Annotated in this window: 18 protein-coding genes; 13 read left to right on the top strand and 5 right to left on the bottom strand. The window is 69.4% G+C overall.

The annotated features are described in order from the left end of the window. Nucleotides 1-59: 59 nt before the first annotated feature. From AC07XP_RS14450 to AC07XP_RS14460, 3 genes are read left to right on the top strand one after another with little or no spacing between them, the layout of a single operon-like run. Complete coding sequence (locus tag AC07XP_RS14450; RefSeq protein ID WP_167395057.1) at nt 60-206, top strand: hypothetical protein; 147 nt, start codon at nt 60-62, stop codon at nt 204-206. 4 nt (nt 207-210) lie between these two features. Then, complete coding sequence (locus tag AC07XP_RS14455) at nt 211-501, top strand: VF530 family protein (RefSeq protein WP_062477599.1); 291 nt, start codon at nt 211-213, stop codon at nt 499-501. Then, nucleotides 498-782: a 2Fe-2S iron-sulfur cluster-binding protein gene (locus AC07XP_RS14460; RefSeq protein ID WP_307696131.1), complete on the top strand. Its 285-nt coding sequence runs from the start codon at nt 498-500 to the stop codon at nt 780-782. The genes AC07XP_RS14455 and AC07XP_RS14460 overlap by 4 nt, the downstream gene beginning before the upstream one ends. A gap of 3 nt (nt 783-785) precedes the next feature. Here AC07XP_RS14460 and AC07XP_RS14465 read toward each other — a convergent pair whose 3' ends face one another. Further along, on the bottom strand, nt 786-1982 hold the full coding sequence (locus tag AC07XP_RS14465) for an MFS transporter (protein ID WP_495265111.1): 1197 nt from the start codon (nt 1980-1982) through the stop codon (nt 786-788). A 128-nt stretch (nt 1983-2110) separates the two neighbouring features. Between AC07XP_RS14465 and AC07XP_RS14470 the strand changes: the two genes are divergently transcribed. After that, a complete protein-coding gene (locus tag AC07XP_RS14470) occupies nt 2111-2782 on the top strand; it encodes an RluA family pseudouridine synthase (RefSeq protein WP_495265065.1) in 672 nt (223 codons plus the stop codon). Here AC07XP_RS14470 and AC07XP_RS14475 read toward each other — a convergent pair. The 4 genes from AC07XP_RS14475 to AC07XP_RS14490 all read right to left on the bottom strand — a co-directional run bounded on the left by AC07XP_RS14475 (nt 2769) and on the right by AC07XP_RS14490 (nt 5436). Continuing rightward, nucleotides 2769-3209, bottom strand: a complete 441-nt coding sequence (locus tag AC07XP_RS14475; protein ID WP_056579296.1) for a universal stress protein — start codon at nt 3207-3209, stop codon at nt 2769-2771. The two genes, AC07XP_RS14470 and AC07XP_RS14475, sit on opposite strands and share 14 nt — an antisense overlap. Before the next feature lie 130 nt (nt 3210-3339). Further along, nucleotides 3340-4089: a 2OG-Fe dioxygenase family protein gene (locus tag AC07XP_RS14480; protein WP_495265066.1), complete on the bottom strand. Its 750-nt coding sequence runs from the start codon at nt 4087-4089 to the stop codon at nt 3340-3342. Next, a complete protein-coding gene (locus tag AC07XP_RS14485; RefSeq protein ID WP_056579293.1) occupies nt 4086-4370 on the bottom strand; it encodes a DUF427 domain-containing protein in 285 nt (94 codons plus the stop codon). The genes AC07XP_RS14480 and AC07XP_RS14485 overlap by 4 nt, the downstream gene beginning before the upstream one ends. A 139-nt stretch (nt 4371-4509) precedes the next feature. Beyond that, nucleotides 4510-5436: a LysR family transcriptional regulator gene (locus AC07XP_RS14490; protein ID WP_070062541.1), complete on the bottom strand. Its 927-nt coding sequence runs from the start codon at nt 5434-5436 to the stop codon at nt 4510-4512. Nucleotides 5437-5670: 234 nt separating this feature from the next. On the opposite strand from AC07XP_RS14490, the gene AC07XP_RS14495 reads away from it, so the two are divergent. The 9 genes from AC07XP_RS14495 to gabT are packed head-to-tail and all read left to right on the top strand — an operon-like array spanning nt 5671 to nt 15004. Further along, nucleotides 5671-6441 (top strand): 5-oxoprolinase subunit PxpA, encoded by a 771-nt coding sequence (locus AC07XP_RS14495; protein ID WP_495265067.1) that lies wholly within the window; start codon nt 5671-5673, stop codon nt 6439-6441. Nucleotides 6442-6484: 43 nt separating this feature from the next. Continuing rightward, on the top strand, nt 6485-6733 hold the full coding sequence (locus tag AC07XP_RS14500) for an acetyl-CoA carboxylase (RefSeq protein ID WP_307587499.1): 249 nt from the start codon (nt 6485-6487) through the stop codon (nt 6731-6733). 11 nt (nt 6734-6744) lie between these two features. Next, complete coding sequence (locus AC07XP_RS14505) at nt 6745-8139, top strand: acetyl-CoA carboxylase biotin carboxylase subunit (protein ID WP_495265068.1); 1395 nt, start codon at nt 6745-6747, stop codon at nt 8137-8139. Continuing rightward, a complete protein-coding gene (locus AC07XP_RS14510; RefSeq protein WP_495265069.1) occupies nt 8136-9035 on the top strand; it encodes a 5-oxoprolinase subunit B family protein in 900 nt (299 codons plus the stop codon). Before AC07XP_RS14505 ends, AC07XP_RS14510 begins: the two co-directional genes overlap by 4 nt. After that, the gene (locus AC07XP_RS14515; protein WP_495265070.1) at nt 9025-10002 is read left to right on the top strand and encodes a 5-oxoprolinase subunit C family protein; all 978 of its coding nucleotides are present in this window, start codon (nt 9025-9027) and stop codon (nt 10000-10002) included. Before AC07XP_RS14510 ends, AC07XP_RS14515 begins: the two co-directional genes overlap by 11 nt. 52 nt (nt 10003-10054) lie before the next feature. Continuing rightward, nucleotides 10055-11137 (top strand): TMAO reductase system periplasmic protein TorT, encoded by a 1083-nt coding sequence (gene torT, locus AC07XP_RS14520; RefSeq protein WP_495265071.1) that lies wholly within the window; start codon nt 10055-10057, stop codon nt 11135-11137. Between the two features lie 7 nt (nt 11138-11144). Continuing rightward, the gene (locus tag AC07XP_RS14525; protein ID WP_495265072.1) at nt 11145-12653 is read left to right on the top strand and encodes a sugar ABC transporter ATP-binding protein; all 1509 of its coding nucleotides are present in this window, start codon (nt 11145-11147) and stop codon (nt 12651-12653) included. Further along, nucleotides 12650-13696, top strand: a complete 1047-nt coding sequence (locus AC07XP_RS14530) for an ABC transporter permease (protein ID WP_139705676.1) — start codon at nt 12650-12652, stop codon at nt 13694-13696. Before AC07XP_RS14525 ends, AC07XP_RS14530 begins: the two co-directional genes overlap by 4 nt. A gap of 36 nt (nt 13697-13732) precedes the next feature. Then, nucleotides 13733-15004: a 4-aminobutyrate--2-oxoglutarate transaminase gene (gabT, locus tag AC07XP_RS14535; protein WP_495265073.1), complete on the top strand. Its 1272-nt coding sequence runs from the start codon at nt 13733-13735 to the stop codon at nt 15002-15004.

Below are 15004 nucleotides of genomic sequence, written 5' to 3' on the forward strand. Positions count from 1 at the left end.
TATTGTCGCCGCACCGCTAAACTCCTCCGGCATCCGCACGTATCAACTGGAGAAAGCACATGGCCAAGGGTCAGCAACGCACCAACAAGGAAGCGAAGAAACCGAAGAAGGACACCTCGCCGCCGAAGGCCCCCACCGGCGGCATCGAGCCCGTGCGCACCGTCACCACGGCGGTGATTCCGCGCGGCAAGCTCAAGAACAAGTGACCTAGTGACCGACGTCCCCGCGCCCGCCCCCAAGCCGGCGCAGCCGCGCAACCCGTTGCATGGCCTCACGCTGGAGGCCATCGTGACCGCGCTGGCCGATTACTACGGCTGGGAGCAGCTGGGGCACCTGGTGCCGATCCGCTGCTTCATCAGCGAGCCCAGCGTGGGTTCCAGCCTCAAGTTCCTGCGCAAGACGCCCTGGGCGCGCGACAAGGTCGAGAGCCTGTACCTCTTCATGCTGCGCGAGCAACGCCGCGAACAGCAGCAACAGCAGCAAGAACCTCCCGCGCGATGAAGGTCCGTCTCGAACCGTCGGGCCTCGAATTCGAGGCCGAGGCGGGCGTCACGCTGCTGCATGCGGCGGAGGCGGCCGGCATCGAGCTGCCCAGTTCGTGCCGCAACGGCACCTGCCGCACCTGCATCTGCCAGCGGCTCTCCGGCGAGAGCCGCCACCTCATCGAATGGCCGGGCCTGAGCTTCGACGAAAAGATCGACGGCTGGATTCTTCCCTGCGTGGCCGTGGCGCAGAGCGACCTCACGCTCGACGTGCCGCAGGCGCGCGCCCTCTTCGACTGACGATCAGGACCGCGCCGAAGCCGGTGCCGCGACCACCAGCCGGTCGCGCTGCGCCAGCGACGGAAACAGCCGGAACCACGTCAGCGCCACCAGCATCGTCCCCACGCCGCCGAGCACCACCGAGCCGACCGGCCCCAGCAGCGCCGCCGTGGCGCCCGACTCGAACTCGCCGAGCTGGTTGCTCGCGCCGATGAAGATCGAGTTGACCGCGCTCACCCGCCCGCGCATGGCGTCGGGCGTTTCCAGCTGCACCAGCGTCTGGCGGATCACGACGTTGACCATGTCGGCCCCGCCCGATACCGCGAGCGCAACGAGCGAGACGAGAAAGCTCTTCGACAAGCCGAACACCACCATGCACAGCCCGAACGCCCCCACGGCCAGCAGCAGCGTGCGCCCCACATTGCGCTCGACCGGCCGGCGCGTGAGCGCGATCGACATCACCAGCGCGCCCACCGCCGGCGCGCTGCGCAGCAGGCCCAGGCCCCAAGGGCCGGTGTGCAGGATGTCCTTGGCATAGATCGGCAGCAGCGCCACCGCGCCGCCCAGCAGCACCGCGAACAGGTCGAGCGACACCGCGCCCAGCACCGGCTTGCGCTGCCAGATGAAATTGACGCCCGCGAACACCGTGGCCAGCGTGACCGGCTCGCGCGCGGCCGGCGCGTGGTCGTAGCGCAGCCGCAGCACCAGCACGCAGGCCACCGCGAAGCACAGCACGCTCGCGCCGTACACCACCGCCATGCCTGCCACGAACAGCAGCCCGCCGAGCGCCGGCCCACCGATGATCGCGCCCTGCATGCCGGCCGAGCTGAACGCCATCGCGCGCGACAGCAGCAGCGGCGGCACCAGCAGCGGCGTGAGCGCCTGCTGCGCCGGCATCTGGAAGGCGCGCACCGCGCCCAGCACCAGCGACAGCCCGAGCAGCAGCCCGCGCGTGTCGTTCTTGTGCAGCACCGCGAACAGCAGCGCCAGTGCCACGGTGCCCTGCACCGCGAAGCACACCGCCACGATGCGGCCCCGGTGGTGCCGGTCCACCACGTGGCCGGCCAGCAGCGCGAGCAACAGCGCGGGCACGAACTGGTACAGGCCGACCAGGCCCAGGTCCCACGCGCTGCCGGTCAGCTCGTACATGTGCCAGCCGATGGCCACGAGCATCATCTGCGAGGCGGCGGTACCGAACAGGCGCGCCACCCACAGCTGCATGAAGGGGCGCTCGCGCCTCAGGTCGGTGAACGTGGGAGACAAGGGAGGAGAAGCGGCGCCGAGCATATCGGTCGAGGATAGCCCAGCCTTCTTCCGGCTTTCTGAGCCTCTCTACACTCGCTGTCCCCATGACCGCTTCGCCGCCCGACCTGCTCCCCGTTCACGAAGACGCCCACCTGCTGGTGCTCGACAAGCCCGCCGGCCTGCTGTGCGTGCCCGGGCGCGGCGAGGACAAGCAGGACTGCCTGAGCGCGCGCGCCCAGCGCCAGTGGCCCGACGCGCTCATCGTGCATCGGCTCGACATGGGCACCAGCGGCCTGGTAGTGATGGCGCGCGGCCTGGAGATGCAGCGCGCCCTGAGCGCGGCCTTCGCCGACCGCGAGGTGCACAAGCGCTACGAAGCCGTGGTCGATGGCGTGATGCCGCAGCGCGATGACTGGTCGCTCATCGACGCCCCGCTGATGGCCGACTGGCCGCGCCGACCGCTGCAGAAGATCGACCCGGCGGGCAAGCCCAGCCTCACGCGCTGGCGCGCGCTGAGCAGCGTGTCGCCGCCCGGCGGCCCTGCGGCCACGCACGTGCTGCTGGAGCCGCTCACCGGCCGCTCACACCAGCTGCGCGTTCACCTGCTGTCGATCGGGCACCCGATTTTGGGCGATGCGCTGTACGGCGACACCGCGCTGCAGGCACGCGCGCCGCGCCTGCTGCTGCATGCCAGGGAATTGGGGTTCGTGCATCCCGCGACGCGGGAGCCGTTGCACTTCGAACGTGCGGCGGGCTTCGTGCTCAGCGGCCCTTGACGACGAGCACCGGCATGGTGGCGTCCTGCAGCACGCGCTGCGTCACGCTGCCCAGCAGCAGTTTCTCGATGCCGCTGCGCCCGTGCGAGCCCATCACGATCAGGTCGGCCGCGATGGCGATGGCGGTGTCCACGATGCCTTCGTGCACCACGTGGCCGTCGATCACGCGCTGGTCGCTGTGCAGGCCTTCGGCCGCCAGGGCGGCCACGCCGCGTGCGAGCGCCGCGTTGGCGCTGGCGGTGGCCGCCGCGAGGTATTCGTTCTGGCCGAGCGCATAGTCCGCGCCCACGCCGATGAAGGGGTAGTTGTCGATCACGTGGATCAGCGTGATGCGGCTGCCGAAGGCCAGGGCGAGACCGCTGGCCTTGCTGACCGCGAGCATGGAAGTTTCGGAGCCGTCGATGGGGACCAGGATGTGATTGAACATGGCGGGACCTCGCTTAGCGTTCGCAGACAGACAGACTGACGGACCCGGTTCGCACCGGGTCGGGCCCCGAATTTAACCGCTATGCAGAACCCGCCCTGTAGGACTCCGACCAGCGAAGCCCGCAGGCGTCTCAATCCCCCTGGAAACCCTCGGAACGGCAGGTGACCACGAGCGTGTCGCGCCACCCATCGCCACCCTCTTCCAGCGGCTGAATCGGCGTCGATTCGTGGATCACGCGCGCGTCGTCCAGCAGCAGCAGCGTCCACGGCTCGGTCATGGTGAAGCGCTCGCCGCGCCGGCCGTTGGCCTCGAACACGCGCGTCTCGCCGCCCTTGATGCCTTGGCGCCCGATCAGCACCACCGCCACCAGGTCGACACCGTCGCGGTGCGCGCCTTCGGGCGTCGGGCGGCCGATGCCGCCGGCGGTGTCGATGCGGAACTGGTGTGCTTCCACGAACCAGCGCTGCGGTACGCCGCGCATGTCGCTGCTCACCTGGCCCAGCTGCTGCATCAGCCGCTGCCACACGGGCTGCGCCACCGTGGCCTCGAGCATCGGCGCGAACCAGCGCTGCATGCCGCCGTGCAGCGCGTTGTATTCGACCGGCTGCCAGTGCGCGCGGTGCGGCACCTGCGCCAGCGTGGCGTCGGGCTCGACCGTGAAGCAGGCGTGGCGCCGCGTGCGGTAGCGCCCGCCGTCCTTCAGGTACTCATCGGGCGGCAGGTCGTTCCAGTCGGCGTGCAGCGCCTCGAGCTGCGCCAGCGGCACACCGAGCCAGTCGCACACGCCCTGCGGGCTGAGCACCGCGTAGCCGTGCTCGCGCAGCGCCCCGGCCAGTTCGGCCGGCGGCGTGAACGGGGGAGCGAAGGCGGCGGTGCTCACTGGGCGCTGACCTTCACGTCCTTCCAGAACGCGACGCGGTCACGGATTTCCTCGGCTTCGGGCTTCGGGTCGGGGTAGTACCAGGCGGCGTCGGCGTGCAGCTCGCCGTTGACCAGCAGCGAGTAGTAGTTCGCCGAGCCCTTCCACGGGCAGGTGGTCTTGTGGTTGCTGAAGGTGACCACGTCGCGGTTGAGCGAACTCATCGGGAAGTAGTGGTTGCCTTCGACGAGCACGGTGTCGTCGCTTTCGGCGATGGTGACGCCGTTCCAGGTTGCTTTCATGGGATCGATCTCCGGGGAGGTGCAAGGTGCCGATGCCGCATTGCGCGCTCGGGACAGCGGCTATTGTGACGCTGGCGCGACGTGCTTTCCTTGCGCCGGGTCATCCCGGCCCGATGCCGGCAGGGTTTCCCCCGCAACCTCAGCCGCGACCGCGCCCCGTGCGCCCCGATGCCGGCTCGAGAAACAGCTGCCGGAAATAGTTGCGGAACGCGGTCATCGCCGGCGAAAACTCCACGCCCTGCTTCCACCCCAGCCCGATGTTCATCGTGGGCACCGCGTCGCGCAGGTTGATGGTCTCGATGCGCTTGCCCTCCAGCGACCACGGGCGGTAGACCATGTCCGACAGCACCGTCACGCCCAGCCCGTTGGCCACCGTGCTGCGCACCGCCTCCACCGAACTCGTGCGCAGCCGGATCTGCGGCTGGTGCGGCGTCTTGCTCCAGTACTTGAGCGCGGTGGCCGCGGCCTCGTCGACCGTGAGCATGATGTAGGGCTCGGCCGCCACGTCGGCCAGCGTCACCTCGGCCTTGTCCAGCAGCGGGTGCTTGGCCGGCACCCACAGCCGGCGCTGCGAGCCGAAAAAAGTTTCGAGCGACAGCTCACGCAGCACCACGTTCGACGTGAGCACCACGCCGATGTCGTAGCGCTGCGTGATCAGGCCCTCTTCGATGGCTTCGCGCGCCACCTCGTGCACCTTCACCGTCACCTGCGGATGCAGCTGTTCGAAGCGCTGCAGGTGGTGCGGCAGGAAGTAGCCCAGCACCGTGTAGCTCGCTGCGATGGTGAGCGAGCCCTCGACGTTCTCGCCCTCGTGCGGCATGCGCACCGCCTCGTCGGCCGCCGACAGCACCGCGTAGGCATGGCTGAGAAAGCGGCGCCCGGCCTTGGTGAGTTCCACGCCATGCGGGTGCCGCTCGAAGAGCTGCTGTCCCATCAGCTCCTCGAGCTCGCGGATGGCGGTGGTCACGGCCGACTGCGAGATGTTCAGTTGCAGCGCCGCGTGCGAGATGCGCCCCACCTCGGCCACCGCAGAGAAGTACTTGAGCTGGCGAAGGGTCAGGGACATGGCGCCGTCTTCCTAGGGTATTTACGGATACGCGCTGCCTGCCTCGGGCGAAAACCCGATACCGCGCGATCGCTTCCCTCCAGCGTAGCGCCCAATCCGGCCGCTTGCAGCATCTGTTTTTCAGATATCGGACCGCCTGAAAACAATGCTTTTCGGCCTTTCGACTGCTGGCTAACCTTCGCGCCAACCTGCATCGCCCCCTTGGCGATGCGCACCACACAAAGGCGGGACGACGTGACGAAGACAACGCGGATCGATCTGAATTCCGACATGGGCGAAGGCTTCGGCCCCTGGACCATCGGCGACGGCGTGGACGAGCAGCTCATGCCGCTGATCAGCTCGGCCAACATCGCGACCGGCTTCCATGCCGGCGACCCGAACATCATGCGCAGGATGGTGCTGCTGGCTCGCGAACACGGCGTGGGCATCGGCGCGCACCCGGGCTTTCGCGACCTCGTGGGCTTCGGGCGCCGCCACATCACGGCGCCGGCCGACGAGCTGGTGAACGACATGGTCTACCAGCTCGGCGCGCTGCGCGAGTTCGCGCGCCTGGCCGGCATGACGCTGCAGCACATCAAGCCGCACGGCGCGCTGTACATGCATGCGGCGCGCGACGAGGCGCTGTCGCGCGCCCTCGTCACCGCGCTGCAGCAGATCGAACCCACGCTGCGCCTGTTCTGCATGGAATCGTCCGTCACCTTCCAGGTGGCGCGCGAGCTGGGTCAGCCCGTGGTGCGCGAGTTCTATGCCGACCGCGACTACGACCTGAGCGGCTCCATCGTCTTCACGCGCCGCGTCGGCGCGCTCGACCCCGAGGCCGTGGCCGCCAAGGTGCTGCGCGCCTGCACCGAGGGCGTGGTGCGCACGGTCGAAGGCCAGGACGTGGCGGTCGGTTTCGACTCGGTCTGCATCCACAGCGACACGCCCGGCGCGCTCGCCCTGGTGCAGGCCACGCGCCGCGCGCTGGCCGACCACGGCATCGAAGTTGCAGGCCTGGCGGCCTGAGCCTTTCTTTCTTGTTTTCTGATCTTGTTCCAGGAGTGCACCGATGCCCGCTACCCATGACGTCCTGAGCCCGCTGCCGGGCACCTTCTACCGCCGCTCGGCACCCGACGCGCCGCCGTTCAAGGCCGAAGGCGACACCGTGGCCGTGGGCGACGTGCTCGGCCTGGTCGAGGTGATGAAGCAGTTCAGCGAAGTCACGGCCGACGCCGCGGGGCGCCTGGCCAGCTTCGCCGTCGAGAACGGCGAGCCGGTCGATCCGGGCCAGCTGCTGGCCGTCATCGAAACGGCCTGAGGCAGCTGCCCATGACCGCCGCATTCGACACACTGCTGGTCGCCAACCGGGGCGAGATCGCGGTGCGCATCATCCGCGCCGCCAAGGAGCTGGGGCTGAAGACCGTGGCCGTCTACAGCGACGCCGACGCGCAGAGCCTGGCCGTGCGCATGGCTGACAAGGCCGTGCGCATCGGCCCGGCGCACGCCACCAAGAGCTACCTGAGCATCGACGCGATCCTGCAGGCCGCCGCCGACAGCGGCGCCGGCGCGGTGCATCCAGGCTACGGTTTTCTTTCGGAGAACGCAGCCTTCGCCGAGCGCGTCGGGGCCGCGGGCCTGGTGTTCGTGGGTCCGACGCCGCATGCGATCCGCACCATGGGCGACAAGGCCGCGGCGCGCGCCGCCGCCCTGCGCGCCGGCGTGCCCACCGTGCCCGGCAGCGCGGGCGTGGTGACCGACCCCGACACCGCCGTCGAAGTCGCGAAGGACATCGGCTACCCGATCATGATCAAGGCCTCGGCCGGCGGCGGCGGGCGCGGCATCCGCGTGGCGCACGACGAGGCCGAGCTGCGCCAGCAGTTCGCCACCGCCACCGCCGAAGCGCAGGCGGCCTTCGGCAATGGCGAGGTGTACCTCGAACGCTTCATCCGCCAGGCGCGCCACATCGAGGTGCAGATCCTGGGCGACGGCGAGCGCGTGGTGCACTGCTTCGAACGCGAATGCTCGCTGCAGCGGCGCCGCCAGAAGGTGTGGGAAGAAGCGCCCTCGGCCGCCATCAGCGAGGCCACGCGCGCCGCGCTGTGCGAATCGGCACTGCGGCTCGCGCGCGCCGTGGCCTACCGCGGCGCGGGCACGCTCGAATACCTGTACGACGACGACACGCGCGAGTTCTTCTTCATCGAGATGAACACGCGCATCCAGGTCGAGCACCCGATCACCGAGATGGTCACCGGCGTCGACCTCGTGAAGGAAATGCTGCGCATCGCGCTGGGCCAGCCGCTGCGCCTGCAGCAGGACGACATCCGCCTGACCGGCGCGGCCATCGAGGTGCGCATCAACGCCGAGAACGCGGCGAAGAACTTCATGCCGAGCCCCGGCCTCGTGTCGCAGCTCGTGGTGCCGGGCGGCCCGGGCGTGCGCTTCGACACCTTCCTGTTTCCCGGCTACACCGTGCCGGCCTACTACGACTCGCTGCTCGGAAAGCTCATCGTGCACGACACCGACCGCGCCAGCGCCCTGGCTCGCATGCGGCGTGCGCTCGACGAGTTGCAAGTCGAAGGCATCCACACGACGATCCCGCTGCACCGTGCGCTGTGCGAGGACGCGGATGTCGCCAAGGCCGAGTTCCATACCGGCTTTCTCGAAACCTGGCTCGCGGCGAATCCACTCGCCGACGCGCCTCCCTTGTTGAAGGTGGCCGCATGACCGCTGCAAGCACCCTCCCCCCGCAAGCCCGCTACAGCTTCGGCGGCGACGAGCACCTGTTCGTCGAGATCAGCGAAGAGATGTCGCTGCCCGCCTTCTTCAAGGGCATGGCGATCTGCAACGAGCTGCGCCGCCGCGCGCTGCCGGGCGTGACCGAGATCTGCCCGGCCAACGCCGCGTACCTCGTGCGCTTCGACCCCGACACGATCGCGCCCGACACGCTGCTGGCCACGCTGAAGGAAATCGAAGCGGGCCTGGGCGATGCCGACCTGCAGATGCAGACGCGCATCGTCGAGATCCCGGTGCTCTACAACGACCCGTGGACGCACGAGACGCTGATGCGTTTTCGCGAGCGCCACCAGGACCCGTCGAGCACCGACATCGAGTACGCGGCGCGCATCAACGGCCACGCCTCGGTCGAGGCCTTCATCGAGGCGCACTCGTCGGCGCCGTGGTTCGTGTCGATGGTCGGTTTCGTGGCCGGCCTGCCCTTCCTGTTCCAAATGGTCGAGCGCCAGCGCCAGATCCAGGTGCCCAAGTACCTGAGCCCGCGCACCGACACGCCCAAGCTCACGCTGGGTCACGGCGGCTGCTTCAGCTGCATCTACTCGGTGCGCGGCGCGGGCGGCTACCAGATGTTCGGCGTCACGCCCGCACCGATCTTCGACCCGGCCCAGCGGCTGTCGTACCTCAAGGAGCTGATGGTGTTCTTCCAGCCCGGCGACATCGTCAAGTGGAAGCCCATCGACCGTGCCGAGTACGACCGCCAGGTGGCGCAGGTCGAGGCCGGCACCTACGCGCTGCGCATCGCGCCCGTGTCGTTCTCGCTCAACGAATTTTTGGCCGACCCCGACGGCTACAACCAACAGCTCCTGAAGGTGCTCCATGGCGATTGAAGCCCTCAAGCCCGGCCTCGCGACCAGCGTGCAGGACGCCGGCCGCCCCGGCTACTACCACCTGGGCATTCCGCTGTCGGGCGCGCTCGACCAGCAAAGCCTGGTGCTCGCGAACCTGCTGGTGGGCAACGACGAAGGCGCAGCCGTCATCGAAAGCACGCTGCTCGGGCCCGAGCTGCAGTTCGACGCGCCCGCGCTGGTGGCCGTGACCGGCGCCGACGCGAAGATCAAGCTCAACGGCAACGAGATGCCGCGCAATGAATCCTTCACGGTGCAGGCCGGCGACAAACTGAGCTTCGACTTCATGAAGCTCGGCGCGCGCATGTGCATCGCCGTGGCCGGCGGCATCGACGTGCCGGTGGTGCTGGGCAGCCGCTCGACTTACGGCCTGGGCGCGTTCGGCGGCTTCAACGGCCGCAAGCTGCTGGCCGGCGACAAGCTCCCCGTAGGTACGCCTTCGGCCAGCGCCCGCGCGGGCCGCACGGTCGATGCCGCATTGCTGCCGGTGCTCGAGAAGGAAGTGGCCCTGCGCGTGCTGCCGGGCATCTACTTCCACCGCCTGCAGGAGGTGTCGGTGCAAAGCTTCTTCGCCGACACCTGGACCGTCGGCTCCGAGGCCGACCGCATCGGCTACCGCTACAAGCACGGCACGCCGCTGAAGTTCCAGGACCGCACGCCGCCCTTCGGCGCGGGCGACGACCCGTCGAACATCGTCGATGCGGGCTACCCCTACGGCTCCATCCAGGTGCCGGGCGGGCGCGAGCCGATCATCCTGCACCGCGACGCGGTGTCGGGCGGCGGCTACGCGATGGTCGGCACCGTCATCAGCGCCGACATGGACCTCATCGCCCAGATGCAGCCCAACCACAAGGCGCGCTTCGTCGAGGTCGACATGGCGCAGGCGCTCGAGGCCCGCGCCGAACGCCGACGACGGCTCGACCGCCTGCGGGCCGCGCTCGCGGCCTGACGCGCGCCCGTCCTTCCCTTTTTCTTCACCGCTGTCACCCAAGGAGTTCTTCATGAACAGCTCGCCCCTGCGCGTTTCATTGATCGCCGCTTCGCTCGCCACCACCCTGGCGTGGCACGCCCCGGCCTCGGCCGCCGACTGGTTTCCCTACAAGGCCGAGGCCACCGAACCCGCCTTCTCGGCCGAGGGCACGAAGAAACCCATCGACTACACGCCGCTGGCCAAGGCGTCGAAGAAGTGGGACATCTGCGTGTCGTTCCCGCACATGAAGGACGCCTACTGGCTCGGCGTGGACTACGGCGTGATCGAAGAGGCGCGCCGCCTGGGCGTGAAGCTGCAGGTGGTCGACGCGGGCGGCTACACCAACCTGAGCAAGCAGGTCTCGCAGATCGAGGACTGCGTGGCGCGCGGCGCCAACGCCGTGGTCATCGGCGCGATCTCGGGCGATGGGCTGAACAACGTCATCAAGGCCACGGCCGCCAAGAAGGTGCCGGTGATCGACCTGGTGAACGGCATCAGCTCGCCCGACCTGTCGGCCAAGTCGCTTGTGTCGTTCCACACCATGGGCCACTCGACCGGCGAGTACCTCGCGAAGAAGCATCCGGCCGGTTCGCCGCCGGTGAAGGTCGGCTGGTTCCCCGGCCCGGCCGGCGCCGGATGGGTCGAGGCCGCGCACAAGGGCTTCATGGAAGCGATCAAGGGCAGCGCCGTGACGGTGCTCGATCCGAAGTACGGCGACACCGGCAAGGAGGCGCAGGCCAAGCTGGTCGAGGACGTGCTGCAGGGCAACCCCGACCTGGCCTACGTCGCCGGCACGGCAGTGACCGCCGAGGCCGCCACCGGCATCCTGCGCGCGCGCAACCTCGACAAGAAGGTGCAGGTGCTCTCGTTCTACATGACGCCGGGCGTGTACGAAGGCATCCAGAAGGGCCGCATCGTGGCCGCGCCGGCCGACTCGATGGTGATCCAGGGCCGCATCGCGGTCGACCAGGCCGTGCGCCTGCTGGAGAACAAGGACGTGGTGAAGCACGTCGGCCCGAAGATCTTCGTGGTCGACAGCGGCAACATCAAGAGCGTGAAGCAGGCCGACATCCTGCCGCCGACCGGCTTCAAGCCGGTGTTCGAGGTCAAGTAAGCCGGCCATGGCTCCCGTGCTGCTGCAGACCCTCGGCCTGGGCAAACGCTACCCCGGCGTGCTCGCGCTCGATGCGATGGACTTCGAGCTGCGCGCCGGCGAGGTGCACGTGCTGTTCGGCGAGAACGGCGCCGGCAAGTCGACGCTGATCTCGCTGCTGGCCGGTGCCAACGTGCCGACGGCGGGCGAGATCCGCATGCACGGCGCGCCGGTGAAGTTCGCCAACGTGCACGACGCGCGGCGCCACGGCATCAGCGCGGTGTTCCAGGAGTTCTCGCTGATCCCCACGCTGTCGGTGGCGCAGAACCTGAGCCTGGGCGAGGAGCCGTGCCAGGGCGGCCTGCTCGACCGCGCGGCGGTGCGCGAGCGCGCCCGCACGATGCTGGCCGACCTGGGCTTCGAGATCGACGTCGATGCGCCCGTGGCGGGCCTCACGCGCGCACAGCAGCAGATGGTGGAGATCGCCAAGGGCCTGCGCGGCGAGGTGTCGGTGCTGATCCTCGACGAACCCACCGCCTCGCTCACCGACACCGAGACGCAGCGCCTGTTCGAACTGGTAGCGCGGCTGAAGGCGCGCGGCGTGGGCATCGTCTACATCTCGCACCGCATGCAGGAGATTGCGCAGATCGCCGACCGCATCACGGTGCTGCGCGACGGGCGCAAGGTCACGACCGTGGAAGCCCATGCGACCAGCGCCGACCGGCTCATCGAGCTGATGAGCGGACGGGCCATCGACAACATCTACCCGCGCATCACGGCCAACCCCGGCGAGGTGGTGCTGCAGGTCGAAGGGCTGGCCTCGCCCAACGGCGTGCGCCACGCCAGCCTCACGGTGCGGCGCGGCGAAGTGGTCGGGCTCGCGGGCCTCGTGGGCTGCGGCAAGTCGGAGCTGTTCCGCGCGATCTACGGCCTCGACCCCGTGAGCGAAGGCCGCGTGCTGTTCAGGGGCCAGCCGCGCACCGGCGCGACGGTGCGCCAGCTGCTCGACGAGGGCCTGTTCTACCTGCCGCCCGACCGCAAGGGCGAAGGGCTGGTGCTCGGTTTCACCTCGCGAGCCAACATCACCTTGCCGCTGATGCACGGGCCGCTGCGCGGGCGCGGCGGCTGGCTGCGCAAGCGCCTCGGGCGGCGGCTTTCCACGAGCGCCGCCGAGCGCGTCGAGCTCGCGCCGCGCAACCTTGAACGGCCCGTGGGCCTGCTCTCGGGCGGCAACCAGCAGAAGGTGCTGTTCGGCAAGGGCATGACGCGCGACGCCGCGCTCTACGTGTTCGACGAGCCCACGGTCGGCGTCGACGTCGGCACCCGCAGCGCGCTGTACGAGGTGATCCGCAAGCTCTGCGAAGGCGGCGCCGCGGTGGTCGTGATCTCGTCCGACCTGCCCGAGGTGCTGCACCTGAGCCACCGCGTCTACGTGATGTGCCGCGGCGAGATCGCCGGCGAGCTGCACGGCGACGCCATCCAGGAAACCGCCGTGCTCAACCTGTTTTTCGGCCCCAGCGAGAACCCCTCCTCATGACTTCGCCTTCCCTCACTGCCGCCCCGGCGGCCCCCACGCCCGGCCTGGCCGGTCGCGCCCTCGGCCTGCTGCGCAGCCTCTTCCTGCGACTGGGCGTGCTGCCCTTCATGCTGGTGATCGCCTGCGTGGTGTTCGCCACGCTGTCCGACCAGTTCCTCACGGTACAGAACCTGGTGAACCTGCTGCGCCAGTCGGTCTACCTGATCCTCGTGTCGCTGGGCCAGATGCTGGCGCTGGTGACCGGCGGCTTCGACCTCTCGGTGGGCACGGTGATGGCGATCACCTCGGTGGTCTCCGCGCTTGCCATGCAGGCGCTGGGCGCGGCTTTTCCCGACGCGGCCTGGATGGTGGTGCTCGTGGGCTGCGCCTGCGGGATGCTCGCCGGGCTGGTGGTGGGCCTCGTCAACGGCTTCGGCGTGGCGGTGATCGGCGTATCGCCCTTCATCGTGACGCTGGGCGTGCAGTCGATCGGCTTCGGCTTTGCGCTGTTCCTCACGGGCGGCGTGCCGGTGTCGGGCATGCCGGCGCAGTTCAGCGAGCTGTTCGGTTTCGGCACCGTGCTCGGCGTGCCGGTGCCGATCCTCGTCACGGCCGTGTGCGTGGCCGGCATGGGCCTGCTCATGGGCCGCCTGCCGACCGGCACGCACCTGCTCGCGGTGGGCGGCAACGCCAAGGCTGCGGCGCTGTCGGGCATCGACACGCGTCGCGTGCTGCTCATGGCCTACCTGCTGTGCGCGGGCCTCGCGGCCGTGAGCGGCCTGCTGCTCACGGCGCGCGTGGAAACCGGCGAGGCCAACCTCGGCGGCACCGTGGCGCTCGAATCGATCGCGGCCTGCGTGATCGCCGGCGTGAGCCTGCGCGGCGGCATCGGCCGCGTGCCCAACGTGGTGATGGGCGCCATCTTCATCGGCCTGGTGCAGAACGGCATGAACCTGGCCAGCGTGGGCTCGTACCTGCAGATGGTGGTACTGGGCGCCCTGCTGATCGTGGCCGTGGTCGCCGACCAGATCCGCCATCGCATGGTGGCACCGGGCAGCCACTGAGCTTCACACCCCCACACAAGCAACGAAGGAAATCTCATGACATCCAGGACCAACGCCGCCATCGACGCGCGCCGCATCGCCGCCACGCCGCGCGGCGTCGGCATCGGCTTTCCCATCTATGCAGAGCGCGCGCTCAACGCCGAGCTGTGGGACGTCGAAGGCCGGCGCTACATCGACTTCGGCTCGGGCATCGCGGTGCTCAACACCGGCCACCGGCATCCGCGCGTGGTGGAGGCCATTCGCGCGCAGCTCGAGTGCTTCACCCACACGGCCTACCAGGTGGTGCCATACGAAAGCGTGGTGTCGCTGGCCGAGCGCCTGAACCGCCTCACGCCCGGCACCCACGCCAAGAAGACCGCCTTCTTCACGACCGGCGCCGAGGCGGTCGAGAACGCCATCAAGATCGCGCGCGCCGCCACGCGCCGGCCCGGCGTGATCGCGCTGGGCGGTGGTTTTCACGGCCGCACCTTCATGGGCATGGCGCTCACGGGCAAGGTGGTGCCGTACAAGACCGGCTTCGGGCCCTTCCCCGGCAGCATCTTCCACGTGCCCGCGCCGATCGCGCTGCACGGCGTGTCGGTGGACGATTCGCTGCGCGCCATCGACAAGCTGTTCAAGGCCGACATCGAGCCCGAGCAGGTGGCGGCCATCATCCTGGAGCCGGTGCAGGGCGAAGGCGGCTTCTACGCCGCGCCGCCCGCCTTCATGCGCGCGCTGCGCGAGATCTGCGACCGCCACGGCATCCTGCTGATCGCCGACGAGATCCAGACCGGCTTCGCGCGCACCGGCAAGTGGTTTGCCATGGATCATTACGACGTGGTGCCCGACCTCATGACCATGGCCAAGAGCCTGGCCGGCGGCACGCCGCTGTCGGCCGTGTGCGGGCGCGCCGAGATCATGGACGCGCCCGCCCCCGGCGGCCTCGGCGGCACCTACGCCGCCAACGCGCTGGCGATTGCGGCGGCGCATGCGGTGCTCGATGTGATCGAGGACGAACGCCTGTGCGAGCGCGCGCAGGTGCTGGGCGACCGGCTCAAGGCGCGCCTCGAAGGGCTGCGCGCGAAGGTGCCGCAGATCGCGGACGTGCGCGGCCTGGGCGCGATGGTGGCGGTCGAGTTCGCGGGCGCCGACGGCGCGCCCGACCCCGAGTTCACGAAGCAGGTGCAAACCCGAGCGCGCGACGCGGGTTTGCTGCTGCTGACTTGCGGCGTGCACGCCAATGTGGTCCGCTTCCTGTTCCCCCTGACCATCGAAGACGCGGTGCTCGGCGAAGGCCTCGACATCCTCGCCGCCGCCCTGCAAGCCTGA

It is taken from the genome of Variovorax sp. GW531-E2 (assembly GCF_059423125.1).

Bases quoted from the DNA above. Each gene is read 5' to 3' on its own strand.
- AC07XP_RS14450 (WP_167395057.1), top strand. From the start codon at position 60: ATGGCCAAGGGTCAGCAACGCACCAACAAGGAAGCGAAGAAACCGAAG.
- AC07XP_RS14490 (WP_070062541.1), bottom strand. From the start codon at position 5,436: ATGTCCCTGACCCTTCGCCAGCTCAAGTACTTCTCTGCGGTGGCCGAG.
- AC07XP_RS14465 (WP_495265111.1), bottom strand. From the start codon at position 1,982: ATGCAGCTGTGGGTGGCGCGCCTGTTCGGTACCGCCGCCTCGCAGATG.
- AC07XP_RS14525 (WP_495265072.1), top strand. From the start codon at position 11,145: ATGGCTCCCGTGCTGCTGCAGACCCTCGGCCTGGGCAAACGCTACCCC.
- AC07XP_RS14485 (WP_056579293.1), bottom strand. From the start codon at position 4,370: ATGAAAGCAACCTGGAACGGCGTCACCATCGCCGAAAGCGACGACACC.
- gabT (WP_495265073.1), top strand. From the start codon at position 13,733: ATGACATCCAGGACCAACGCCGCCATCGACGCGCGCCGCATCGCCGCC.
- AC07XP_RS14500 (WP_307587499.1), top strand. From the start codon at position 6,485: ATGCCCGCTACCCATGACGTCCTGAGCCCGCTGCCGGGCACCTTCTAC.
- torT (WP_495265071.1), top strand. From the start codon at position 10,055: ATGAACAGCTCGCCCCTGCGCGTTTCATTGATCGCCGCTTCGCTCGCC.
- AC07XP_RS14505 (WP_495265068.1), top strand. From the start codon at position 6,745: ATGACCGCCGCATTCGACACACTGCTGGTCGCCAACCGGGGCGAGATC.
- AC07XP_RS14470 (WP_495265065.1), top strand. From the start codon at position 2,111: ATGACCGCTTCGCCGCCCGACCTGCTCCCCGTTCACGAAGACGCCCAC.
- AC07XP_RS14460 (WP_307696131.1), top strand. From the start codon at position 498: ATGAAGGTCCGTCTCGAACCGTCGGGCCTCGAATTCGAGGCCGAGGCG.
- AC07XP_RS14475 (WP_056579296.1), bottom strand. From the start codon at position 3,209: ATGTTCAATCACATCCTGGTCCCCATCGACGGCTCCGAAACTTCCATG.
- AC07XP_RS14510 (WP_495265069.1), top strand. From the start codon at position 8,136: ATGACCGCTGCAAGCACCCTCCCCCCGCAAGCCCGCTACAGCTTCGGC.
- AC07XP_RS14515 (WP_495265070.1), top strand. From the start codon at position 9,025: ATGGCGATTGAAGCCCTCAAGCCCGGCCTCGCGACCAGCGTGCAGGAC.
- AC07XP_RS14530 (WP_139705676.1), top strand. From the start codon at position 12,650: ATGACTTCGCCTTCCCTCACTGCCGCCCCGGCGGCCCCCACGCCCGGC.